This is a genomic window from Streptomyces sp. SGAir0957, from assembly GCF_043523415.1.
Genome location: NZ_CP027293.1, coordinates 577817 through 601503, shown reverse-complemented (window position 1 = coordinate 601503; position 23687 = coordinate 577817). Strand labels below are relative to the sequence as shown.

Below are 23687 nucleotides of genomic sequence, written 5' to 3'. Positions count from 1 at the left end.
ACGGTGATCGAGCCCGCCGGGAAGACACCTTCCCGGCGCGGGCGAAAAGCCGGAGAGTTCGAGAGGGACAACGCAATGAACGCGATGGACAGCAATACGCGGACGCGGGAATTCAAGGGGAAGCGCGCTCTGGTCACCGGCGGAACGCGCGGCATCGGAGCGGCCATCGTGCACCGGCTCCTCGACGCCGGCGCCGAGGTGCTCACCACCGCCAGATCGGCGACGCACACAGGACCGCAGGGGGCGGCCTTCGTGGCGGCCGACGTCCGCACCAGGGCCGGGGCGGAGTCGATCGCCACGGCCGTGCGGGAGACGCTCGGCGGGGTCGACTTCGTGATCCACAACGCGGGCGGCGCACAGCCCTACGACAGCGCCCTGTCCATGACCGACGAGGTCTGGCAGGACGCGCTGGAGCTGAACTTCCTCTCGGCGGTACGGCTCAACGCGCTTCTCGCCCCTGCCATGCGGGACCAGGGCGCGGGCGTGATCGTGCACGTGTCCTCGGCCGCGGTGCCCGCCGTGCCGCCCCCGTTCCTGCACTACACGGCGGCCAAGGCGGCCCTGGAGAACTACAGCCGCGGCCTCGCCGCCGAACTGGCGCCGCACGGCATCCGGGTCAACACCGTGTCACCCGGCAGGACCGCCACGCCCGGCGGCGAAGCCACCCGCAAGGAGTGGGCGCTCCTGGACCCGGGCCCGGGTCAGGCCGCCAACACCCCGCCGCTGGGCCGCGAGGGCGCACCCGACGACATCGCGGACGCGGTGCTGTTCCTCGTGTCCGACCGGGCGGGCTGGCTGACCGGGACCAATATGGTGGTGGACGGCGGAGAATTCTCCCGACCGTGAAAGGGTGAATTCGGGTCCGTCACCAATTCTCGTTGCGCAAAAGTTCGAGCAGAGCGGTTTTCGCCGGGCTCGTGCCATTGCGGAGTACGGCGATGACCGGCTGGGACACGACCGGGAGGACCGGGCGAACGAGATGCTCGTGCCCCGCGGGCACCGCGGAGGCCGGGACGAGCGTGGCGCCGAGCCCGTCCGCGGCCCAGCGGACGGCCGTCGAGGTCCGGGAGGTGCGGGCGGCGGTGGCCGGCGTCAGGCCGTTGTCCCGCAGCGCGGAGACGAGGACGGTGTCGAGCGCGCTGTCCCGGTCGAACCGCACCCACGGCTCGCCCGCCAGGTCCCGCAGCTCGACCCGGTCCGCCGCGAGCCGCGGGTCATCGGCGCCCAGCACCACGACGAACTTCTCCTCGCCGAGGTGGTGGGCGTCGGCGGGGGTCCGCTCGCACGCCGCCATCAGCGCGAGGTCCAGCGTGCCCCGCCGGCACAGCCGGTCCAGCTCGGCGGAGCTCGGCTCCTCGAAGACGGTGACCTCCAGGTGCGGGAAGCGCCGGCGCAGCGCGCTCAGGGCGCCCGGCAGCTGACGGGCGCCATAGCCCATCTGCACCGCCACGACCAGCTCGCCCGCCGTGTCGTCGGCGCCCGCCTTCGCCGTCTCCCTGGCCCTGCGCGCCGCGGTCACCGCGACTTCCGCCTCCCGCAGGAACGCGCGGCCGACCGTGGTGGGGACCAGGCCGGTCGGCGTGCGGTCGAACAGCTCCACCCCGAGTTCCCGCTCAAGGCCGCGGATCTGCTGGGACATCGACGGTTGCGCGACACGCAGCAGCTGCGCCGCCGCGGTCACGGAACCGGCCTCGGCCACGGCCAGGGCGTACTCGAACTGGCGAAGGCTCATCGGTCGCCGTCCCCTTCCGTGGACACGCGGGACCGCGTCGGCCCCGGCGACGCGAGGATACCGGCGACGCGGGCGGGTCCTCGGCGGGTGAAAGGCATCGCCAACGGCACACGGCTCCAACTCCGGGACCGCGACGGCTCCGGCGCCTGCCCACCCGACCCGGTCTCAGGCGTTGCCGGTGGTGAGGAAGGCGCCGAGCGCGGTGGCCACGGCGCCGGGCTGTTCGTCCGGGATGAAATGCCCCGCGTCCGCGACGACGACGCCGGTGACGTGCTCCGCCCATGGCCGCAGGGAAGCCGCCATGTCGGGGATGGAGCCATGGCTGCCGGAGATCCCGAGGACCGGGACCGTGAGGCGCTGTCGTTCCAGCGCTTCGTGGTTCTTCCGCGCCGATTCGGCGGCGTCCCGGTAGTAGGCCAGGGACGCGCGGAGACCGCCGTCGGCGGCCACGGACGCGGCGTACCGCTCGATGTCGGCGGCGTCGAAGGTGGTGGGGGAGAAGGACTTGGCCTTGAGGAACCAGCCGACGTACTCCCGTTCGCGTCCGGTGAGGAGCGTCTCGGGCAGGTCGGGCACGAGGTGGAAGGCGAAGTGCCAGGTCTTCCAGGCCTGTTCGGGGTCGGTCGGAACCGCGTCGGGGAGGGTGATGCCCGGGATTCCGGCGTCGAGCAGTGCCACGCCGTGCAACTGGTTTTGGTGGGGCAGGGCGAGGGAGAAGGCGACCCAGGCGCCGATGTCGTGGGCCGCCAGCCAGTATGCCGAGACTCCGAGCGCCTCGACGGCGGCGTGGACGTGCGCGGCGACCGTGTGCGTGTCGTAGCTGATGTCCGGGCGCTCCGAGTGGCCCTGGCCCGGCAGGTCGATCGCGATGACGCGGAACCGGTCGGCCAGCTGCGGCATCACCTTGTGCCACGCCCACCAGGTCTGCGGGAATCCGGCGAGGAGCACGACGGCCGGGCCGTCCGGGCGTCCGCCCTCGACCGCGTGCACGCGGGCGCCGCCCGTGTCGAGCCATCGGTGGGTGAAGCCGTCGAGGTGGGGGAGTGGCAGGTCGCGGACAGGGTTGTCCATGGTGTTTCTCCACTGGTCCGGTGTGCGGTATGCCCGCACCCTAACCCATCTTGAACCGAGCGTTTCAAGATGGGATGATGGTGCCATGGCAGGCAAGAAGCAGTTCGACATCGCCACGGCGCTCGACGCCGCAATGCTCCAGTTCTGGCGCGCCGGCTACGCCGACACGTCGGTGGGCGACCTGTCCCGGGCGACCGGACTGAACCGCAGCTCCCTCTACTCCTCCTTCGGCGACAAGGACGCGCTCTTCCTGCTCTGCCTGGAGCGCTACACCATGCGCTACGGAGACAAGTACGACGCCGCGCTGTTCGGCGCCGCCGACCGGCCCCTGGCGGCCGCCCGGGCGTTCTTCGACGTCACCCTGGAACGCCTCGCGGACCCCGGCGTGCCCGACGGATGCCTCGTCGCCCAGACCGTCATGGCGGCCCCGGTGCTGAGCGCGGATGTCGCGGCGCGTGCGCGGGAGGCGATCGGCCTCCAGCACACCCGCCTGCGCGCCGCCCTCCGGACCGCCCGGCCGCACGACGACACGGCCGACGCCCTCGCCACCCACCTCGCGGCCGTGAACCAGTCCCTCGCCGTCATGAGCAGAGCCGGAACGAGCGCCAAGGACTTGCGCGCCATCGTGGACATAACCCTCGACGGCCTCGCCCGAACGCTCACCTGACCCCTGGTTGAGTCGGAACCCCGCCGACGGTCACTCGGGGAACGGGCCGCGCACGGATACCCCTCCGTCGAGCACCATCTGCTGCCCGGTGACGTAACGCGCCTCGTCGGAGGCCAGGTAGACGGCCGCCGCGGCCATTTCCTCCGGCGTGCCGTAGCGGCCCACTGGAATCTCCGGCACCCATTCACCTCCAGCCTGACCGCTGTTGACCCCCGAGCTGATGGCTCCGCCGGCGACGATGTTCATCCGGATGCCATCGGCCGCGTACTCGGCGGCGACGGTGCGCGCCAGACTGGTGAGCCCGGCCTTCGCGGCGCCGTACGCGGCCTGCTTCGGCGCGGCCATGAAGCCGGTGACCGACCCGACACCGACGATGCTCCCGCCGGTTTTCTGCTCGAGGAACAGGCGCAGTACGCGCCGTACCGCGCGGGCCACGTAGCGCAGGTTCAGGTCGTAGACGGTCTCCCAGTCCTCGTCCCGCATCTCGTGGAGCCTGACCGCGGGGACGAAGGCCATCTGCCCGCCGACCACGGTCACCAGAATGTCCAGGCCGCCGAGTCGTCCGGCCGCGTCCGTGATCAGGTCGTCGAGCTGTTCGCGGACGCGGACGTCGCCGCTCAGCGCATGGGCGGTGTGTCCGGCCGCCCGTACCTCCTCCGCCGCCTCGGCCGCCCGCCCGGCGTCCACGTCGGCCACGGCCACCCGCGCCCCCGCCGCGGCGTAGGCGCGGACGATGGCGCGCCCGATGCCCTCCCCGCCCCCGCCGAGAACCAGCGCTCTCCTGCCGTCGAGCCTGCCCACCCCGGTCATGCACCCTCCCCTGTCGTCGAGTGGGCCAGAGTAGTTCGCGACGACGGTCCGATCCGGCCGGTCGTGGGCCGGTGTGCCGCACCGTGTACGTCGGGCAGCGGCCCGTGCGCCGCCTTGCCCCCGTTCTGGCGGCGCCGGCGCGGTCGGGGCGCGGGCTTCCGCCGTGGCCCGACACCGTGGCGGGGCTCGCCGACCAACTCGGCGCACGACGAGGCGTGTTCGCGTCCGGCTGTCCAGCCCTCCGCGCGAGGAGTAGCGTGAGCGATGGCGTGAACCCGCCTGTCGCGGCGCGCATCGAGCCGGGTCGGACCGTTCCGCCGGATTCCGCCCTGACCCCGCGCTCCAGCGACACACAGCCCCCTCCCGGGGGCGGAGGCAGGTCAGGTCATGACGGTCACCACGCGTGAACTGGACATGTGCCGGGCGGTACTCGATCTGATGAGCCGCCCGCCGGATCTCGACGTGCTGGAACTTCTGCACGACCTGACCGCCTACGCGGCGGCGTTCGTCCCCGTGCGGGCCGGGATCACGGTGCTGGACGACGCCGGTGACGTGGCCTATCTGACCGCTTCCGACGAGCTGTGCCGCCGCTTCGAGCAGGAGCAGCTCGACCTGGACGAGGGGCCGTGCCTGGACAGCGCCCGCAGCCACGACCCGTTGCCGGTGACCTCGCTGGACAGCGAGGAGGCCGCTGCCCGCTGGCCACGCTTCGCGCCCCGCGCGCTGGCCGCCTCGATCACCGCCGTGGCGGCGCTGCCCCTGCACACCCCCGAGCTGATGCTGGGCGCGCTCAACCTGATCAGCACCGGCCCGCCCCTGCCCCAGGAGCGGGACCTTCGGCTGGTGCAGGTCCTCGCGGACGCCGCCGCGCTCGCCCTGACCCACCGCCGGGACGTCGTCGGCCGGGAGGAGACCATCCGCCAGTTGCAGACCGCCCTGGACAGCCGGATCGTCATCGAACAGGCCAAAGGTGTCCTCGCCGCCCGCCTTCAGGTCCCCATGGACGAGGCGTTCGCACTGCTGCGCGCCCATGCCCGCTCCAGCCGGCAGCGTCTGACCGTCCTCGCCACCCGGATCGCGGGCGGCGACCTCCCGGACGCCCTGCTAGGGCAGGGCGGCTGAGGCGGCCGGCCGTGCCCGCCCGACACCTCCCACCCTGGTGGGGGGCCGGCCATGGACGGACGTGACCTCGCCGACCTGCTGAGGCGCATGCGCCGGGCCGCCCGTACCGGACATGACCTGTCCGCGTTCTCCGCCCGCGCCCTGGCCCACCACACCCACGTGGACTCCCTGACCCTCAGCCTCATCTCCGCCCTGGGCGCGTGCGAACCGCTGTGGGGCGATCCCGAGGACCGGATCGGGCTCCCGCTGGAGGACCTGCAGTACACCCTCGGCGAAGGCCCCACTCTGGACGCCGCCCGCGCCCGCCGCCCGGTCACCGCGCCCGACCTGCACACCGCCGTCCGGTGGCCCGCCCTGGCCGAGGCCGCCCCCGCCGTCTCCACCGCCCGCGCCGTCGCCGCGCTCCCCGTCCGCCTGGGCGTCATCGTCCCCGCCGTGCTGACCGCCTACCGCACCTCGCCCGGCCCCTTCACCCCCGACCGGCTGACCACCCTCACCACCCTCGCCCACGCCCTCATCCATCCCCTCCTGCACACCACCGGCCACCTCACCGACACCGGTGCGGGCTCGCCCGACCTGCTGCGGGCGGAGGTGCATCAGGCCGCCGGCATCACCTCCGTCGACCTCGGCATCCCCATCGACCAGGCCCTGCTGCGACTGCGCTCGCACGCCTGGGCGCACGGGAGGCCGCTGCGCGAGACCGCCCACGACGTGGTCACCGGCCGTCTGCACCTGGACCCCGGCTGACGCACCTTCCGCACGACGGGCGCTGGGCGTGCGGGCCCGGGGACGGCGGCCGTCCGCACTCATGGGACCGGGGCTGACCTGCGGCCGGAGCGTGGCTCCCCGCCCGCCGTCCTTATCATCGAGTGGTACCCGTGGCACGGATGTGGAGGCGGCTGAGGGTGTTCTCGGTGGATGTCAGGCTGGACGAGCGGGCGTGTGTGCTCGCCCTGCGCGGGGTGCTGGACTTCGACAGCGCCGTCCAGCTGCGGGAGGCGGCCGACGGGCTGCTCGGCGCGGCGGAGCCGCCGTCGTCGGTGGTGGCCGACTGCACCGGGCTGGAGTTCTGCGACTCCACCGGGATCAGCTGCCTGATCGTGATCTATCAGCGGCTGCAGGCGCACGGAGGCGTGCTGCGGCTGGCGGCCGCGCCCGCGTCGGTGGCGCGAATCTTCCGGCTCACGGGCCTGGACCAGGCCATTTCCGTGCATGAGACAGTTCACCAGGCACTCGGTGCAGGTGGCGGCGTACTCGGGGTACCTGCCGGGGACGGAGTGTCCGGGGCGCGAGCGGAGAGCGAGAGGCGGCAGGGCGATGACCCACGTACCGAACAGGCAGCCTTTCCCGACCGCGAGGTACGGCGCCGGTCCGATGTCTGAGGACGACGAGACGAAGGGACTGCACGCCCTGTTCGGCCGGTCCTCCGTCATCTTCGCGTCCCTCACGGGCCCCGCCCACCTCGTGGAGGCGGCCAACGACTCCTTCTTCACGGCGATCGGCCGGGGCGAGCGGGCCCGTACGGGGCTGCCGCTCGCGCAGCTGATGCCCGAACTGGCCGGGCAGGGCTTCCTCACCCTCCTGGACCGGGTCTACCGCACAGGCAAGCCCTACACCGCCCGCGACGCCCGGGTCATGCTCGGCACGGGCCCCACCGTGCGGGAGGGCTTCTTCGACTTCACCTACGAGCCCCGCACGGACGCCGGCGGCATCGTGTCCGGGGTCCGGGTCCTCGGGGTGGAGACCACCCAGATCGAGCACGCGCGGCGGCTGACCGCCGAGCACGGGGCGCTCCTCGAACAGATCGCCCGGCAGGCCCCGCTGACCGACGTACTGGCGGGCATGGCCCGTGTCATCGAGGACCTCACCCCCGAGGAGGTCCTGGTCTCCGTCCTGCTCGCCGACGCCGACGGACGCCACCTGCGCCACGGCGCCGCTCCCAGCCTCCCGGCGTTCTACAACGAGGCGATCGACGGCATCGCCACCGGTGAAGGCGTCGGCTCCTGCGGCACGGCGGCGCACCGCCGGGAGGCGGTCATCGTCAGCGACATCGCCACCGACCCGTTCTGGGACGACTTCCGTGATCTGGCCGACCGCGCCGGGGTGGCGGCCTGCTGGTCCACCCCGATCCTCGCCCGCGACGGCTCCCTGCTCGGCACCTTCGCGATGTACCACCGCACGCCCCGCAGTCCGCAACCCTCCGACCTGGCCCTGGCCCGCGTGTTCGCCGGCACCGCCGCGCTGGCCATCGAACGCCACGAGGCCGAGCAGGCCCGTCTGGCGGCCGAGGCGCGGGAGAAGGCCGCCCGGGACGACCTGGCCTTCCTGCTGAAGGCCAGCACCGTCCTGACCTCCCGCCTCGACTACGCTCAGACCCTGGAGCGGCTGGCGGAGATGTGCGCACCGACGCTGGCTCCCCTGGCCGCCGTCGACATCGTCGAGGGCGGCCGCGTCAGGCGGATCGCCACCGTCGCGGCCACCCGCCGGCAGGAGGGGCTGCTCGCCGCGCACATCCCCGTCTACGACGCCGCCGACGACGCCGTCGCCCGGGTCCTCGGCACCGGTCTGAGCGAGGTCGCCCGCCGCGCCCCGACCGGCCCCGGCCCCTGGCAGGACCTCGGCGTCACCGGCTACCTGTGCGTCCCCCTGACCGACCGGGACAGTGTCTTCGGCACGCTGACCCTGCTGTCCACCGGCGAGCACTCCTTCGACGGCCACACCGTCGCCCTGACCGAGGAGCTCGCCCGCAGGGCCTCGTCCGCCGCCTTCAACGCCCGCCAGTACACGCAGCGCGCCGCGCTCGCCCGCGATCTGCAGGCCGGTCTCCTGCTCGCCCAGGTCCCCGCCCTGCCCGGCGCGGAGGCCGCCGTCTACTACCACCCCGCCGGTGAAGGACTCGACATCGGCGGCGACTTCTACGACGTCTTCCCGCTGGCCGACGGCCGCTGGGCCTTCATGCTCGGCGACGTGTGCGGGCGCGGAGCCCACGCCGCCACCACCACCGCGCTGGTGCGCCACACCGCCCGCGCCGTCGCCCCGCTCCTGCCCGGCCCCGACATGGTCGTCGACGCCGTCAACCGGGCTCTCCTGGAACGCCCCCACACCCACGGCACCGGCTTCGTCACCCTCGTGTACGGACACCTCACCCCGACGGCCGGGGGCGGGCTCGACATCACCTTGGTCCGCGCCGGACACACCCTGCCCCTGGTCATCGACGGACGCGGCGCCGCCCACCCGTTGCAGAGCCAGGGCGCCCTCCTCGGGATCGCCGCCGACCCCGAACTGCCCTTGTGCCACCTGCACCTCAAGCCGGGCGAGAGCCTGCTGCTCTACACCGACGGCATCACCGAGGCCCGCGACGACGACCGCGACCAGTTCGGCGAGGAGCGTCTCGCGGAGACCCTCGGCGCCGCCCTGGGCGCCCCGCACTCGGCGCAGGACGTCATCGACACCCTCACGCGGGCGGTCCGTGCCTTCACCGGTGGCCACGACGTCGACGACGACCAGGCGGCACTCGTCCTCACCGCCACGCAAGAGCTGCCGCGCCGCGACTGACCAGCACGGCGCGCAGGAGGCGCACGGCGCGCAGGGCCCGCTCGGGGGTGCAGCCCCACCAGTAGTCCCACCAGCGGGCACGGTCGTCTTGACGCCGCGTCGCATCAATCCCGTACACGGCACCGTACCGCTACCGCTACGCTGTTCTTGAACGCGTTCAAATCAGCGGATCGACGAGATCGGTGCGATGCACATGAACCAACGGGCCGACTTCGGCATGTCCACTGCCGTACAGGGGGAACGCACCGCCAGGGACCGGGGCGGTGAGGCGGCGCGCTGGGCCGTGGCCCTCGTGTGGTTCTACGAAGGCTTCTGGTGCAAGGTCTGGCCCGGGCGGACGGACCAGCGGGCCATCGTCGGCGACGTGCCGTTCCTTCCCGACCGGGCGCTGACCGTGGCCCTGGTGGCGATCGGCCTGGCCGAGGTCGGCATCGGCGTGTGGGTGCTCGCCGGGCGACGGGTACGCCTCGCCGCCCTCGTCCAGACGGCACTGGTGGTGGGGTTCAACGCGGGCGGCCTGCTGTTCAGCCCCGGCCGGATCGAGGAACCCGGGCGGCTGCTCACACAGAACCTGGTCTTCCTCGTCCTGATCTGGAAGCTCTCCCCGAGGCCGGCCGTCCGGTGAGCGCCAGCCCATCGAACGCCACCCCATGGTCCCGCGGCCGGATCATCGGCGGACTCGGCGGCCCCCGCCTTCTGTTCGGCCGGATGTACGAGGACAGCGCCATCGAACGGAGAGTCCTGCCACCGACCGGCGCACGGGTGCTCTGCATCGCCTCCGCGGGCGACACCGCCGCCGCCCTCCACGAGGCAGGACACGACGTGACGGCCGTGGACCTCAACCCCGTCCAACTCGCCTACGCGCGGCAGCGGCTCGCCGGGGGCGCCACCGCGGACGGCTCCGCCGAAAGGCTGATGCGCCTCGGGCGAGGGGCGGCCGGTGCGTGGCTGCCCGCCTGGCGCGCGCCCGCGCTCCATACCTTCCTCACCCTGGACGACCCCGCCGAACAGGCCCGGCGATGGCGTGCGGAGCTGGACGGTCCGGGGCTGCGCCGCCTGATGCGCGTCACCCTGCGCCCCGGTGGCGCCCTCGCGGCAGCGCTGCGGCCCTCCTTCGCCGCGGTCGTCCCCACCCGCTTCGACGAGGTGCTCAGACAGCGCGTCGAACGCACCGTCACCGGCCACCCGAACGCCCGCAACCCCTGGATGTGGCGACTGCTCGCGGGCGCCGAACCCCCGGACACCGCACCGCCGTACGCCCCCGGTCTCCGCCTCGTCCACGGTGAGGTCGTGGACGTCCTCGAGCGGTCGCCGCGCGGCGCCTACGACGCCGTGACCCTCTCGAACGTGCTCGACGGCCCCGGACTCGCGTTCGCCCGCCGCCTGCACACCGCGGTACGCCACGCCGTACGCCCCGGCGGCACCGTGATCCTGCGCAGCTTCCGCCGGCCCGGGCCGGCCGGCCCGGGATGGGCCGCACAGGACCGCTCCGCGCTGTGGGGCGTCGTGCGCGTCCTCCGGCTGAGCACCGGCCCGGCCCCGACCGACGACAGAAGGATCGAACCGTGCGACACCTGATACAGCGTCACCCCATACCCATCCGCACCCACTTCGCGCACTCGCTCGTCCTGACGTACGCCCTGCCCGCCGAAGTGCTGCGCCCTCTCGTACCACCGGCCCTGGACCTCGACACGTATCGCGCCGGTCCGGAGGAACCGCGGTACGGCTTCGTGGCCGTCGCCCTCGTCGACACCCGTGCGCTGCGGCCCGCGGCCGTCCCCGCCCGGCTCGGCCGCGACTTCCTGCTCACGGGCTACCGGGTCTTCACACGTTTCCCCACCCCCGACGGCCGGACCATGCGCGGCCTGCGCATCCTGCGCAGCGACACCGACCGGCACCTGATGCGGCTCGGCGGCAACCTGCTCACCCGCTACAACTACCGCCGCGCACACATACGTACATGTGTCTCGGACGGCATCCTGGAGTTCCGCGTCGACAGCGCCGACGGGCACGCCGACCTGACCGTGCGCGCCGATCTGCGCAGCGCCCCCGCGCCCCTGCCACCGGGGAGCCCGTTCACGGACGCGCGCGCCGCCCGGCGGTTCGCGGGGCCGCTGCCCTACACCTTCGAGTACGAGGCGCGGACCCGCTCCGTCATCGTCGTCAAGGCGTCACGCGCGCAGTGGGACCCGCGACCCGTCCGTGTCGACGTGGACCGGCTGACGTTCTTCGACCACGGGCCGCTCGCCCACACGCACCCCGTTCTCGCCAACGCCTTCCATGTCTCCGGCGTCGACTACGGCTGGGAACGCGGTGTGCGCCGCGACGAGAGCGGCGGTGCGAGATGACCGCGCGCCACTCCGGCGTCCGCGACGTCATCGCCTACAACTGGCCGCAGTACGCGGCAGGTCTGGCCACGGCGCTGGCCGCCGCCGGCCTCGCGGGACGGCTCCCGCCCGCCCTCGGCCGCCTCGCCCGCGCCGGATCCGCCGCCGCCGTCACCCTCCTCGGCTCCGCCACCGCCGCGAGCTGGTACGTCTACGACCGCTCGGAGCTGTACACCTACGACTGGCTGGCGGACCTGCTCCCCGCCACCCCGACCACGTACGCGGTGGTCAGCACCGGACTCGACGAGGTGAGCGCCCCGCTCGCCGAGCGCTGGCCGGCCGCCCGGCCCACCGCCGTCGACCTGTACGACCCGGCGCTGACGGACGAGGGCTCCATCCGCCGCGCCCGGCGCCGCGTGCCACCGCCCGCACACGCCGTGCCGGGCCGCCCCGACGCACTGCCGCTCCCCTCGGGCGGGACGGACGCGGTCCTGCTGGTCTTCGCGGCACACGAACTCCGCCGGGCACGCGACCGGGAGCGGCTGTTCACCGAGTGCGCGCGCCTGCTGCGGCCGGGCGGCACACTGCTCCTGGCCGAACATTTGCGGGACCTGCCGAACAAGGCCGTGTTCGGGCCCGGCGCCTGGCACTTCCTGTCCCGCGCCGAATGGCTGCGCCTCGCCGCCCATGCCGGACTGCGGCCGACGGCGGAGCGGCGCACGGCCCACCTGGTCACGGCGTTCACCTTCACGAAGGACCAGGTGTGACCGAGTTCCTCACCCTCACCGGCCAGTTGCGGCTGGCCGGCCTCGCGCTCATCGTCATGGCACTGGTGCACGCCACGCTCCCGCGCATCCTGGGCTGGCCCGCGGACCTGCGTGACAGCAGCCTGCTGACGCGGCAGGTCTCGTACGCCCACCTCGTCTTCATCGCGCTGACCTGCGCGCTGCTCGGCCTCCTTCCGCTGGCGTTCGCGCCGGACCTTCTCACCGGTGCGCCGCTGCCCACGTTCCTGCTGTGCGCCCAGACGCTGTTCTGGGGGCTGCGCTGGGTCATGGAGTTCGCCTACTTCTCACCGCGTCTGTGGCGCGGCAACCGCCTGCGCACCGGGGGACATGCGGCTCTCGCCGTGCTGTGGACCTGGGTGACGGGGGTCTTCGCGGCGGCGACCGTGCACGTACTCAGGTGAGGGGGCCGACGACGACCACTTGGTCCCCGGCCGTCCAGCGGCGCCGTTCGCCCTTCGGAGGGTTGATCCGCACGCCGTAACGAGGGCCGGTCGAGGACTCCGCACGGACGCGGTAGCCGATGGCGCACTGGCCTCGGTGCCGTGCCGCGGCGACGACGGTGGCGTAGGACGTCTCGTGGTCCGGCCGCACGTAGTCGCTCGCGGGCCGCAGGGTGATCCCCGTGCCGTCCGCCGAGAAGAGTTCGTCGAAGACGGCCGCGAGGTGCCGGTTCTGGGAGATCTGCGCCATGAGCAGGCCGACGAGCTTGCCGCTGATGATGACGTCGGCCCCCGGGCCGATGGGGGCGAGCGCCCGGCTGCGGTCGTCGACCAGTTCGGTGACCACCGGCAGTTCGCGCCCGGTGACCTCCTCGAGCTGTCGCAGCAGCAGGAGGGTGACGAGCGCGTGGTCGTCGGGGTCGCTCGCCCGTGCCGCGGAGCCGGGGTCGGGGCCGAGGACGATGACGCCGTCGTAGGAGGCGACGTCCAGGGTGTTGAGGGTGTCGGGGCGGGTGACGTCACCGTGGTGCACGGTGACGCGGAGGGCGGTGCCCGGCCCACCGTCCGGGCAGCCGGTCGGGGCGCAGGTCGGGTCGCGCGGGTTCTCCAGGTCGTTCAGGGTCTCCATCGTCGTACCACCGTGACCGGCCACCACGTCCAGGATCGACCCGGGCCGGGCACGGCGGCGTAACTGATCGACCAGGAGCGGGACCCGCCGGTTGTGGCCGAGCAGGAGAATGCGCTTCGGCCCGGCGGGTGTGGCGGGCCCGCCCGCCATCGCCGCCTCCTCGACCAGCTCGGCGCAGTCCCCGACGCAGGCCGTGTCGTCGTCCTGGGTGATGAGGACGAGCCGGTCGCCCGGGGCGATCAGCGTCTCCGGCGACGGGTTGAGCAGCGGGGTGTCTTCCCGTACCACTCCCACCGGGCTCGACGTCGGGTAGGCCAGCAGGGCGTCGCCGAACGGACGGCCCACCAGGGCGGGCGCGTCGACCACGTAGAACTCGTCGCCCGCGAAGTCGAGAAGCTCCTGATGGACGAGGGAGAGCCCCGGGCAGTGGACCGCCTGGACGATCAGCCGGGCGGTGACGGCATCGCTCTCCAGGACGGCGCCACCCGGTCCGGCGGCGAGATCGGCGGCGAGCCGGAACCGGTCGTCCCGGACGGCGGCGACGACGGGCGGCCGGGCCGTCTCCGCGGCGAGGACCGCCCCGAGCGCCAGCAGGGTCTTGACCACTTCGGCATCGGCGTCGGGTTCGTCACGGGGCAGTACCAAGACCACACCCGCGGTGGCCGGGCTGGTCAGGGCGAGCACGGCCGGGTCGGTGGTGGGGCCGCTGCGGCAGATCAGCCGCAGACGACCCGGCGCGCCGACCTTCGCGGCCAGGGACTCCTCCATGAGGGTCTTGTCCCGGTCCGCGAGAACGGCCACGGTCGCCCGCGGACAATTGCTGTGGGCCGCCATCAACTCGCCCACCACCGTGTAGACCTGCTCCGACCATCCCAGGACCACGGTGTGCCCCTGTTCCAGCACCGTGGAACGACCCCGCCGCAACGCGGTGAGCCGGTCCGTGAGCGCCGTCGTGATCAGACCGACGAGCGTGGAGACGTACAACAGCGCCACCAGAGCGAGCAGCAGGGACAGCGACACCCGCAACGGCGGCCCCGTCCCCGCACCCAGCCGCAACGTCTGTCCGGTGAGCCGCCACACCTCCGCAAGGCGGCCCGTCATCGACACGGGGGCGTCCGGGTCGGTCCACACCAGCACCGCGTTGGCCGGGACGACGACGGCCAGACACAGCACCGCCATCCACCCGACGAGAGCGGCGGCCCCCCGCGCCAACGTACGGTCGAACCAGTAACGCGCCCTGTCCCCGGGCCGAAAGCGGCGCTGCGCCACCCTTTCCCCTCCCTCACGTCGACCACGTCGAACCGCCCGCCGGAGAGCGGGTGTGCATACATGTGTCGAAGTGTGAGTGGCGGGTCGCCGCGAAGAGCGGGCTTTTGTCGGTGTTCATTCCTTCGGGGTGTGGTGCCGTCCTCGACGCGGACGGCGGAGCTCTTGGGACGACCTCACCAGGTGCGGCCCCCGGACCTGGCCCGTCGCTCCCGTCGGACGCGCAGCGTCATGACCAGACCGGGGATGCCGAGCCCCAGCAGCAGCGGAAGTGCGATGAGGGCGACGGCCCAGCAGACGAGGGCGAGGTAGCCGAGGGCCTGTTTGTCGCGGTCCGCGTCGGCCAGGACGAGAAGCACGAAACCGGCGACGACGGCCACCGCCATGAGGACCGCGAGGCCGATCGCGAGACCGAGCAGGATCGCGGCCCACCGCCGGTAGCCGGGGCCCAACTCCCCGCCGTGGGGCGGCGCGTGACCTGGGGGCGGGCCGGGCACCGGTGCCGGGTGCCGGGGTGGCCAGTGATCGGACATGAGGCCCAGTTCTACTGGGTGCCGACGCGGAACACCACCCCCGCCGCCCCGTGGCCCGAGCCGCGGCACGGCTCCACCCGGGGTCACTTCTTCGCGGAGTCCCACGCTCCGGCGTGGAAGCTGCGCAGCAGGGCGATCAGCGCGGCCGCGAGCCGCCAGTCCACCCCGGGGGTGTGCATGTGCAGTGCGTCGCCCTTGGACCTGAACTCCAGCGGGACCTGTCCGTTCGCGCGCCATCTGATGCGGCGGGGCGCCCGCGCGAAACCGGTCTCGTTGTTCGGCACGGTGTCGAGAACGGTGGACACGAGCAGCACCACCATGAAGGGCAGCAGCAGCCACCACATCCACCACCACACGATGCGGCCCTTGAAGCCGACGGCGTCGGGGCCGCCGGCCTGTGTCACGATCCAGCGGGTGCGCAGGCGCCTGCCGCGCAGCGCCTTCTCCCGCACGAGTGTGCCCACATGTTCGCCGTGTGTGCCCAGCACCTGGAACCGTGCGACACCGCCGCGCGCGGACTGTGTCACCACGGTCGCCACACGTTCCCGCCGGGTGTCGTCGAACCAGAGCGCGAACGCCCGCGCCCCGCTGCGGCGTGCCGCCCGGTAGGCCGGTATGCCTCCGGGCGGCAGTTCGCGCTCCACGTACACCGCCGACGGCGCCGCTCCCGACGTGTCGGCGAAGCTGACCATGTGCCGCACTTTCGCGGGTGTGCGGTCGTCGCTCTTCTTCGGGCCGCCAAACATGGTCAGTACGTTGCTCATCCGGGGGCTCCTCCTCGCGTGTGGCCGGGCAGGGCTGCAGTCTCACGCACGGGCGTGCGCGGGGTACAGGCGGCGCCACCGGATGAGCGGGCCGGGATCGGGTCAGGGGCCGGGGCACTCGTAGGCGTAGGTCGCCTCGATGTTCTCCTGGAGCGTCGAGACCCAGGTGAACCGGGTGCTCCGATCCGGCGCGAGAGCCTGGCAGGTGGGGTCGACGTGGTAGTCGAGCTGGACGCTGACCCGGTCGATCTGGCGGCCGCAGTCGTTGCGGACCTCGGCCCACCTGTTGAAGATCGTCGGGTGTCCGCCGCCCTGGGCGGTGATGACGAGGCAGGCGGTGCGTGCTCCGCTGCCCGCCGGCACGGCGTCCGCCGCGCCGACCGGGGCGGCCGACGCGGCCCCGAGAAGCAGCGTCGAGGCGAGGGCGAGCGCGGGGGGCAGGAAACGGCGTCGGTGCATGAGGGACCGAAGGCTGGAACGCATGTTTCTCCTCTGTGGGACTGAGTGGGGGTGACGGCCCATCACATGATCGGAGGGCCGGAAGCCGCCGTCCGAGGCGCGGTCCGGAGGTCCGTGACCGCTCCGGGGAACCGGGGCGTCTCCGAGTCTGTGGCGATGCGCCGGACCCCCACAAGCGGGTCCCGGCCGCTTCGCCGATGTCGGGATCCCTACTCCGCTGACCTGCCGGGACGTACCTGTCCCGGGACGGGGGCAGTCGCGCCGCGCGGGGCTACCAGCTCTCGGTCTCCGCCGACCGGGTCAGCTCGGGCCGTACCTTCCGGGCGCGTGCGCGAAGCCGCATCGCCAGCAGCGGGAAGACGAGGACGGAGATCATCGCCGCGCCGACGAGGGCCGCCGCGTCGCTCTTGGCGAGTACGTGCTCGTCGACGCCGATCGTCGTGATGGCGACGACGAGCGGGAGGCAGGCGGCGGAGTAGAGCGTCAGCGCCCGCCGGCTGAGCGGCGTGAGGTCGCGCGGCGCCAGCAGGTACGCCGGCAGGCCCCGTACGAGAAGGAACAGGACCAGGAAGACGGGCACGAGGAGCAGCGGGCGGCCGCCGTGCAGCAGCGACGACAGGTCGAACTCGATGCCGGTGACGATGAAGAAGAGCGGCACGAGGAAGCCAAAGCCCATCGCCTCCACCTTCTGCAGCACCTCCGCACTGCTCTCCGGGGCCGCGCTGTGCAGCACGAGCCGGGTGAGGAGGCCCGCGGCGAAGGCGCCGAGCAGCACGTCGAGACCGAAGGCCCGGGACAGCGCGAGCATGGCGACGAGCAGCAGCATCACGAAGCGGACCGCGAACTGCGCGCTGGTGTGCAGCGTGTTCCGGACGACCGCGGTGAACCAGAAGGGGCGCGGGCGCAGCGCCCAGAACACGGCGGCCGCGGTGATCGCCGCGAAGCCGGCCAGGACGGCCGTGGAGACGCCGGGGGCGCGCCCGCTGAGCAGCACGGAGATCGCGATGATGGGGCCGAACTCGCCGACCGCGCCGAACGCCATCATCACCGTTCCGAAGCGGCCGTCCAGGTCGCCGCTGTCGCGCAGGATCGGCAGGACCGTGCCCAGCGCCGTACTGGTCAGGGCGGTGCCGATGATCACGGCGCGGGCCGGGTCGAAACCGGTCAGGGCCAGCGCGAGACCGAGACCGAGGACGAGCGAGATCACCCAGGCCCACACCGAGCGGCGCAGCGTGTCCCCGCGGATCTCGGCGAACTGGATCTCGTAGCCCGCGAGGAAGATCAGCATCGAGAGACCGAGGTCGGAGAGTACGTCGATCACGTCGCCGCCGTGCGCCCAGCCGAGCACGTCGGGGCCGATGAGGATGCCGAGGACGATCTCGAAGATCACCACCGGGATCCGTGCCCAGCGGCCGGCCCCGTGGGCGAGGAGCGGCGCGAGCACGGCCGCCGACATGATCAGGATGAGTGTCGCAGCCTGGCCCACACCGTTCCCCCGCCCGTGTCGCACCGGATTCCGCTGCATCGACCCTGTGGGCTACGGACGTCCGGCGCACGCGGGACCGGCCGTGCGGGTGACCGGCCGTGCGGGTGACCGGTCGTGCGAGTGACCGGTCGTGCGGGTGGGGCCGGGGCCGGTCACCCATTCGGAGGTTGTCGTCTGGGGCCTTCCGCACGGCTCCGTCACGATCGAAGGACGATCCGGTATGGAGCCGGCCGATGAAGGGGAAGTTCCGTGATCCGCAAAGCCGTAGCAACCGCGTCCGTCACTCTGGCCCTGCTCGTCGCGGCGCCCGCCGCCGCGTGGGCCGCCCCGATCGCACCCGAGAAGGACCCCGTCGAGATATGCAAGAGCCTCGTCGCGCTCGTCAAGGTCCTCAACCCGTCCATCCCCGCGGCCGACCTGGACAAGCTGTGCGAGCCCAAGGAGCAGAGCCCTTCGACCTCGCCTTCGCCCTCGACGTCTCCCTCGTCCTCGCCCGCGGCCCCTCAGTAGACGCCCCGCCCCGCGCTCCGTCAGGGCGCGAGTGACAGCGGCGTCCTGAGCGCGTGCACCGGCGCCGCCGGTATCCGCTCCAGGACGCCGCCCGCGAACACGTCGTACAGCGGCAGCGTCTCCAGATGGACGTAGCCGATGTGACAGTCGCAGACCGCGAGCGGGCAGGCCCGGGGCGCGAGCGCCGCGCGCCAGGAACCGTCGTACAGGTTGCCCAGCTCGGAGCGGACGAAGTGGCAGCGGCGCACCGTGCCCTCGCCGTCCACCGAGACGACCGACGAACCGGTTCGGCAGGGCAGCCCCGCCGAACGGTGCGGGTGTCTGCTGTACGGGAAGAGGGGGTCGACGGCCGTCCAGGCCGCGGCCTCCTCGTCCGTGTAGGTGCGGCCCTCCGCCGCGTTCACCCACAGGTACACCTCCGGCGGCAGCGCCTCGCGCAGGGCGCGGGCCTGCGCCAGATGGTCCGGGAAGCCCACCACGCCGACGCTGAACCGCACACCCCGCCGCGCCAGTTCCCGCGTCTTGCCGAGGAACCGCTCGTAGGGTGTCTGCCCCGGGTGGAACGTGCACCACAGCGCCAGCGTGTCCAGGTCGGCGTCGGCGAGCCACTCGGTGCGGCAGCTCAGATTGGTCTGGATGGCCACGCGCGCGACGTGCTCCTGGTGCGACAGCTCGACCATCGCTTTCCGGTACCAGGAGCGCACGAGCCCCTCGCCCCACGGCGTGAACAGGACGGACAGCCGGTCCTCGCGCTGCCCGGCCGCCCAGCCGGTGAAGCGCTCCAATGCCGCACGGTCCGCCCGCAACTGCGCTGTCGCATCGCGGCGCTTGGCGAACGGGCAGTACGGACAGTCGTAGTCGCACGAGGCCAGCGGGCCCCGGTACAGCAGGGTCAGATCCATCGGGCGCTCACCTCGGTTCGTACGCGGCCATCGCGGCGCGCACCTCGGGGGAGAACAGCTCGGGGCCGAGCGCGTCCGAGTGCGCCAGGCCCTCGGGCGTCAGCCGCAGCCGCGCCCCGTCGTCGTACGCGTCGTACGGCTCCAGCCAGCCGCGCGCGGCGAAGGCGGCGAGTTCGGCCGGGAAGTCGTCGGACGGGCCCGCGCCGAACCGGGTCCGGTAGTCCTCCACCGGCATGCCCTCCGCTTGCAGCAGCGACTGGAGCAGGTGACGGCGGCGCGCCTCCCGTCCGTCGACGCGACGCCCGTGCCGTGCCCGCGCGAACTCCTCGGGCGAGGTGGCCGTGTAGTCGTCGATGATCGCGCGGATCTCCCGCATGTCGACGGCGTACTCGAAGGAGTAGTGCAGTGACGACGTGTACGAGCGGGCGCCGCAGCCCAGACCGATCATGCCGTCGGTCTGACAGGCGTAGTCGTCCGGGCCCTGCGCGGGCGCGTCCGCGCGCCGGAACATGCGCATCGACACCTGCTCGTAGCCGTGCTCCAGGAGATGGTCGCGGCCCTGGCGGTAGAGGCGGAGACGCTGCTCGTCCCAGGCCCCGTCGGAGAGAGGGGCGGCGCCGCGGCCCAGGCCGGTGAGCGGCCGGACGTAGAGCGGGTAGAGGTACAGCTCCTCGGGGCGCCAGGTGAGCGCCGCGTCGAGGGAGGTGCGCCAGCTCGCCGGGGTCTGGCCGTCGATGCCGTAGATCAGGTCGATGTTGAGCACCGGGATGTCCGTGTCGCGGATGCGGGTGAGCGCCGCCTCCACGTCCGCGCGGCGCTGCGGGCGGACCGCGGCACGGGCCTCCGCGTCGACGAAGCTCTGCACGCCGATGCTGAGCCGGGTCGTGCCGCGCTCGGCGAGGACCGCGAGCCGCTCCGCGGTGGCCGTCGAGGGGGAGGTCTCCACCGACAGCGGCACCGCCCTGAGGTCCGCGCCCATCCGGAGCTCGGCGATGTCGCACAGCCGGGCCAGCTCGTCCGCGTCGAGGAAGGTGGGGGTGCCGCCGCCGAACGCCGCGTTGGCGAACCGTACGTCCGTGGCGTCGCCGAGCGCCTCGCGCACCGCCACGGCCTGCCGCTCCAGGGCGTCCAGATAGCGGCCGGTCAGCTCGTCCGGGGCGCCGATGCGCGTGAACAGATTGCAGAAGCCGCAGCGGACCTCGCAGAACGGTATGTGGAGGTAGAGGGAGAGCGCGCCCTTGGGCTCGGCACGCCACAGGTCACGCAGCGCGGGACGCTCGGGCAGCGGCCGGTAGGCGGTCTTGTGGGGGTAGGCGTAGACGTAACTTTGGTACGGGCGTGCGCTGTTGGGGAGGAGGGACCCGGCGTGTCCGGCGTGCCCGGCTTGTCCGGTCGGCCCGGCCGCTTCGGCGGTGGTGGTGGTCATGCGGTCGGCTCCAGGAAGAAGTGGGCGTAGGGCACGGTCCAGACCGCTTCGTGGCCGAGGCGGTGGCCGGTGTAGCCGTCGTCCCCGTAGGTCGTGCCGTGGTCGGAGCAGACGATGGCGAAACAGCGGCGGCGCGAGCTCATCGCCGCGAACAGCCGCCCCACGTGCCGGTCGATGTACTCCAGAGCGGCGGCATGGGTCTCGCGGGTGTCGCCCGACGCGCGCGTGGCGCCCGGCAGATGGAACCAGTTGGGCTGGTGCAGCGCCGCCGCGTTCACGAACAGGAACAACCGCTTCTCGCGGGGGAGCTCGGTGACGATCCGCTCCGCACGCGCGACCTGGCTCTCGAACGACGTGGGGGAGGCGACCCCGAACTCCGGCTCCCAGTGGCTCTCCTGGAACAGGCCGGGCAGCACGCTCCCCAGGGCGCCTTGCCGGTTGAAGAAGCCGACCCCGCCGACGCACACGGTCCGGTACCCGGCCGCTGCCAGGCCCGACACCAGGTCCGGGGTGTCGAAGACATAGGTGCGGCCCGCCGTGGTCTCGCTGCCCGCGAACTGAGCGGCGAACAGCCTCGGATGCGGGCCGGGCGCCGCGGGGGTCGGCAGGAATCCGGCGAACATGGCCTGGTGGGAGGCGTACGTGAAGCTGCCCGGCGCATGCCGCTTCTCCCAGGTGCCGCCCGGCAGATGGCGGGCCAGGTGAGGGATGCGGCCCGCCTCCGCCAGCTCGGCCGCCACGTCGTGGCGCAGCGTGTCGAGGGTGAGCAGCAGGAGGTCGTCGCGGCCCACCACCTCGTTCATGTCGGGATCGGCCGCGCTCGTATCGGGATCGGCCGACGCGCCGTCCGGGGCGGGCGGTCGTGGCGAGGTGGTGTCAGATACGGGCATCGAGGGTCCTTGCGAGCGGATGTGCGGCGGCGGGAGCCGCCCGGTGCGGGGCGACGAAAGCGGCCGGGGCCCGCGTGGGGTGCTCGGCGTCGGGGAAGTGCCGGAGCACGGCGGCGACCTGGGCCGCGTACGTGTCCTGCCCCTCGGCGCCGCTGCCGGGCAGACCGGTCAGGCGGGGCAGCAGATCGCCGAAGGCGTTGACCTCGCCGACGGTGAAACGCCGCCAGCCCACGGAGGGCAGCAGGTCGACGCCGACGCAGAGCGTCCGGGGGAAGCAGGCGGCGGCCCGCTCGCACAGGTCGAGTGCGTGCGCCCAGGACGCGCCCGCGGCCTGCCTGGCGGCGGCCAACTCGCCCCGCAAACCGCCCAGGTGCAGGTTGGTGAGCGGGGTCCGGCTGGTACGCACGACGGCGTGTGTGGCGCGCCCCGCGATCACGACGACCCGCAGATCGGCCGCGCGTCCGTGCAGCGACGCCTTCGGCAGCCAGCGTTCGACGTGCAACCCGTCCGGTGCCAGCGCGTCCACGATCGCCGCGATGTCGCTCTCGCGCGTGTAGCGCCGTACGCGAAGGGAGTTGTGGAGGACGCCGTCCGTCAGTTCCACGGAGGTCGTGGCGCGGATGCGGCCGGGTCCGGCCGTCTCCAGGGCGAGAACGCCCGAGGCCGACGAGCCGTGGGCCGGTTTGACGAACACCCGGGGCGAACCGTGCTCCGCCATCAGCGCCCGTACGTCGTCCCAGCCGCGCACCTCGGCGGCGCCGCCGGACGTGGGGGAGGCCGGAACGGCCACCCCCGCGGCGTCGAGAACGCGATGGCAGTGGCGCTTGTCGAACAGCACGGCGAGGTCGTCGGGGTCGTCGAGCCGGACCCCGCCTTCGAGCGAGCCCACGGCCGCCAGGAACCGCCGGTACCACCGGGCGCCGCCCTCGACACGCGTCGGATCGGACACGTCGCGCAGGGCGCGCTCGACCTCCTCGTCCTCGCCTGCCGAGTCGACTCGCACGATCTCGTGGTCGGCGAACGAGGCCCCGCCGTCACGCAGTACGTCCCGCCACGCCACCACACGCGGCGCCGGCAGTCCGGCATCCCGTACAGCGGCGGTGAACAGGTCCACCCGGCGGTTGCCGGGGTTGCCGACGACCGCGAGACGCAGCGGCGCGCTCGGGTTGTCCGGGGTATCCGGTACGCCCGGGGTATCCGGTACGCCCGGGGTGCTTTGCCTGGTCATTCGCCGACCGAGACGTACCGCCACACGGTGTCCCCGTCCTGGTCCTCGTCCGCGTCGTCGGCGTCGAGGTCGACCTCGACGCCCGCGGGCACCAAGGAGTCGAGAACGCGCTGGCGCAGCCCCTCGCTCAGGTAGTTGTGGTGCAGGTCGAGCTTGCTCAGGTGCGTCAGCGGCTGGCCCGCGAGGAGCGCGGTGGCGCCGTCGTCGGTGAGGACGCCCATCGACAGGTCGAGCGTGTCGAGCCGGGCCACCACCGGGGCGGCCGCCACGGCCGCCGCGATCTCGTCCTGGATCTCGCTGTTGCACAGGGCCAGGTGCTTCAGGGCCGGCAGCCGGGCGCCCGCCAGGAGGGGCTCGACGTCGGCGACGGTGGAGTCGCCGCCGTAGTCCGAAGTGCCCAGCCACAGGGCGAGGCGGGTCAGGGCGGGCAGGTCGCTCGCCGCGATGCCGCGCACCGCCTCGGCGGGCAGACCGCCGGTCTCCACGGTGAGGGAGCGCAGCCGCTCGTGGCGCACCGCCGGGAACGCCAGGCTGGTCCCACCGCGCACCGCGAACTCCGTCAGCTCCGGGAAGCCGTTGAGCAGCGGGGTCACGTCGCCCTGGGTGATCCAGGAGATCTCGCACTCCTCGAAGACGATGTCGCCGAGGAACAGCGCGCGCAGCGCCGTCAGCCGGTCCCGCGCTTCGAGGAGCGCCGCGATGATCGGCTCCGGCCCGTTCTCGTACGGGTCGCTCCACGCGCCGACCACGATCGCTTTGACGCGGCCGAGGTCCACGGCCTTGGCGAACCGGGCGAACGCCTCCGGCCACGTCTCCTCGCTGTCGTAGGACTCGACGGAGATCCGCCACGCGACGGTGTCGGCCGCGGGCAGCGCCGCGGGGTGCTTCGCGTCCGCCGCCGGAAAGTCGAAGGTGGGCAGGCCGTACAACTCCTGCAAGTGGTTCCCGATGGTCATGTCCGCTCCGTCCCCGATCCGTTCGCGCCGTCCGCGATCTCCGTTGGAAGTGAAGTTGTATCAACCGGCACTGACATCGACCGCCGCGGGGCGGCGTCCGGCCGCCGTTGTCAGACCCTGCCTCTAC

General features: G+C 73.0%; 25 protein-coding genes. 12 read left to right on the top strand and 13 right to left on the bottom strand.

Annotation, left to right across the window (positions count from 1 at the left end):
- Window positions 1–75: 75 nt before the first annotated feature.
- Window positions 76–846, top strand: a complete 771-nt coding sequence (locus C1N81_RS07760) for an SDR family oxidoreductase (RefSeq protein ID WP_394427962.1) — start codon at window positions 76–78, stop codon at window positions 844–846.
- A gap of 19 nt (window positions 847–865) precedes the next feature.
- On the opposite strand, the gene C1N81_RS07755 is transcribed toward C1N81_RS07760, so the two are convergent.
- Window positions 866–1732: a LysR family transcriptional regulator gene (locus C1N81_RS07755; RefSeq protein WP_394427961.1), complete on the bottom strand. Its 867-nt coding sequence runs from the start codon at window positions 1730–1732 to the stop codon at window positions 866–868.
- A gap of 165 nt (window positions 1733–1897) precedes the next feature.
- The gene (locus C1N81_RS07750) at window positions 1898–2803 is read right to left on the bottom strand and encodes an alpha/beta fold hydrolase (RefSeq protein ID WP_394427960.1); all 906 of its coding nucleotides are present in this window, start codon (window positions 2801–2803) and stop codon (window positions 1898–1900) included.
- An 85-nt stretch (window positions 2804–2888) separates the two neighbouring features.
- Here C1N81_RS07750 and C1N81_RS07745 point away from each other — a divergent pair, with 85 nt between their 5' ends.
- Complete coding sequence (locus tag C1N81_RS07745; RefSeq protein WP_394427959.1) at window positions 2889–3470, top strand: TetR/AcrR family transcriptional regulator; 582 nt, start codon at window positions 2889–2891, stop codon at window positions 3468–3470.
- Window positions 3471–3500: 30 nt separating this feature from the next.
- On the opposite strand, the gene C1N81_RS07740 is transcribed toward C1N81_RS07745, so the two are convergent.
- Window positions 3501–4280, bottom strand: a complete 780-nt coding sequence (locus C1N81_RS07740) for an SDR family oxidoreductase (protein ID WP_394427958.1) — start codon at window positions 4278–4280, stop codon at window positions 3501–3503.
- Between the two features lie 387 nt (window positions 4281–4667).
- Here C1N81_RS07740 and C1N81_RS07735 point away from each other — a divergent pair, with 387 nt between their 5' ends.
- From C1N81_RS07735 to C1N81_RS07695, 9 genes are all read left to right on the top strand, one after another.
- The gene (locus tag C1N81_RS07735) at window positions 4668–5402 is read left to right on the top strand and encodes a GAF and ANTAR domain-containing protein (RefSeq protein ID WP_394427957.1); all 735 of its coding nucleotides are present in this window, start codon (window positions 4668–4670) and stop codon (window positions 5400–5402) included.
- A gap of 51 nt (window positions 5403–5453) precedes the next feature.
- Window positions 5454–6149 (top strand): GAF and ANTAR domain-containing protein, encoded by a 696-nt coding sequence (locus tag C1N81_RS07730; RefSeq protein WP_394427956.1) that lies wholly within the window; start codon window positions 5454–5456, stop codon window positions 6147–6149.
- 167 nt (window positions 6150–6316) lie between these two features.
- Window positions 6317–6784, top strand: a complete 468-nt coding sequence (locus C1N81_RS07725) for an STAS domain-containing protein (RefSeq protein WP_394427955.1) — start codon at window positions 6317–6319, stop codon at window positions 6782–6784.
- Entirely contained in the window at window positions 6777–8957 is a 2181-nt protein-coding gene (locus C1N81_RS07720) for a SpoIIE family protein phosphatase (protein ID WP_394427954.1), read from the top strand. The genes C1N81_RS07725 and C1N81_RS07720 overlap by 8 nt, the downstream gene beginning before the upstream one ends.
- 193 nt (window positions 8958–9150) lie before the next feature.
- Window positions 9151–9582 carry a DoxX-like family protein gene (locus C1N81_RS07715; RefSeq protein WP_394427953.1) on the top strand — a complete coding sequence of 144 codons (432 nt, stop codon included), beginning with the start codon at window positions 9151–9153 and terminating at the stop codon, window positions 9580–9582.
- Entirely contained in the window at window positions 9579–10535 is a 957-nt protein-coding gene (locus tag C1N81_RS07710) for a DUF3419 family protein (protein ID WP_394427952.1), read from the top strand. The genes C1N81_RS07715 and C1N81_RS07710 overlap by 4 nt, the downstream gene beginning before the upstream one ends.
- Entirely contained in the window at window positions 10523–11305 is a 783-nt protein-coding gene (locus C1N81_RS07705) for a DUF2071 domain-containing protein (protein ID WP_394427951.1), read from the top strand. Before C1N81_RS07710 ends, C1N81_RS07705 begins: the two co-directional genes overlap by 13 nt.
- Window positions 11302–12051, top strand: coding sequence for a class I SAM-dependent methyltransferase (locus C1N81_RS07700; protein ID WP_394427950.1), 750 nt, complete (start codon window positions 11302–11304; stop codon window positions 12049–12051). Before C1N81_RS07705 ends, C1N81_RS07700 begins: the two co-directional genes overlap by 4 nt.
- On the top strand, window positions 12048–12473 hold the full coding sequence (locus tag C1N81_RS07695; RefSeq protein ID WP_394427949.1) for a hypothetical protein: 426 nt from the start codon (window positions 12048–12050) through the stop codon (window positions 12471–12473). Before C1N81_RS07700 ends, C1N81_RS07695 begins: the two co-directional genes overlap by 4 nt.
- Here the strand turns inward: C1N81_RS07695 and C1N81_RS07690 are convergent.
- From C1N81_RS07690 to C1N81_RS07670, 5 genes are all read right to left on the bottom strand, one after another.
- Window positions 12466–14409, bottom strand: coding sequence for a CASTOR/POLLUX-related putative ion channel (locus C1N81_RS07690; RefSeq protein ID WP_394427948.1), 1944 nt, complete (start codon window positions 14407–14409; stop codon window positions 12466–12468). The two genes, C1N81_RS07695 and C1N81_RS07690, sit on opposite strands and share 8 nt — an antisense overlap.
- 173 nt (window positions 14410–14582) lie before the next feature.
- Window positions 14583–14939, bottom strand: a complete 357-nt coding sequence (locus tag C1N81_RS07685; RefSeq protein WP_394427947.1) for a hypothetical protein — start codon at window positions 14937–14939, stop codon at window positions 14583–14585.
- Window positions 14940–15022: 83 nt separating this feature from the next.
- Window positions 15023–15703 carry a hypothetical protein gene (locus C1N81_RS07680; RefSeq protein ID WP_394427946.1) on the bottom strand — a complete coding sequence of 227 codons (681 nt, stop codon included), beginning with the start codon at window positions 15701–15703 and terminating at the stop codon, window positions 15023–15025.
- 102 nt (window positions 15704–15805) lie between these two features.
- Window positions 15806–16186, bottom strand: a complete 381-nt coding sequence (locus C1N81_RS07675) for a hypothetical protein (protein WP_394427945.1) — start codon at window positions 16184–16186, stop codon at window positions 15806–15808.
- 247 nt (window positions 16187–16433) lie between these two features.
- A complete protein-coding gene (locus tag C1N81_RS07670; RefSeq protein ID WP_394427944.1) occupies window positions 16434–17618 on the bottom strand; it encodes a cation:proton antiporter in 1185 nt (394 codons plus the stop codon).
- A 279-nt stretch (window positions 17619–17897) separates the two neighbouring features.
- Here C1N81_RS07670 and C1N81_RS07665 point away from each other — a divergent pair, with 279 nt between their 5' ends.
- Entirely contained in the window at window positions 17898–18158 is a 261-nt protein-coding gene (locus C1N81_RS07665; RefSeq protein ID WP_394427943.1) for a hypothetical protein, read from the top strand.
- A gap of 20 nt (window positions 18159–18178) precedes the next feature.
- On the opposite strand, the gene C1N81_RS07660 is transcribed toward C1N81_RS07665, so the two are convergent.
- From C1N81_RS07660 to C1N81_RS07640, 5 genes are all read right to left on the bottom strand, one after another.
- Window positions 18179–19060 (bottom strand): STM4011 family radical SAM protein, encoded by an 882-nt coding sequence (locus tag C1N81_RS07660; protein WP_394427942.1) that lies wholly within the window; start codon window positions 19058–19060, stop codon window positions 18179–18181.
- Window positions 19061–19067: 7 nt separating this feature from the next.
- Complete coding sequence (locus tag C1N81_RS07655) at window positions 19068–20486, bottom strand: STM4012 family radical SAM protein (RefSeq protein WP_394427941.1); 1419 nt, start codon at window positions 20484–20486, stop codon at window positions 19068–19070.
- The gene (locus C1N81_RS07650) at window positions 20483–21289 is read right to left on the bottom strand and encodes an STM4013/SEN3800 family hydrolase (protein ID WP_394437793.1); all 807 of its coding nucleotides are present in this window, start codon (window positions 21287–21289) and stop codon (window positions 20483–20485) included. The genes C1N81_RS07655 and C1N81_RS07650 overlap by 4 nt, the downstream gene beginning before the upstream one ends.
- A 73-nt stretch (window positions 21290–21362) precedes the next feature.
- Window positions 21363–22604: an STM4014 family protein gene (locus tag C1N81_RS07645; RefSeq protein WP_394427940.1), complete on the bottom strand. Its 1242-nt coding sequence runs from the start codon at window positions 22602–22604 to the stop codon at window positions 21363–21365.
- The gene (locus C1N81_RS07640) at window positions 22601–23560 is read right to left on the bottom strand and encodes an STM4015 family protein (RefSeq protein ID WP_394427939.1); all 960 of its coding nucleotides are present in this window, start codon (window positions 23558–23560) and stop codon (window positions 22601–22603) included. Before C1N81_RS07640 ends, C1N81_RS07645 begins: the two co-directional genes overlap by 4 nt.
- Window positions 23561–23687: the final 127 nt, after the last annotated feature.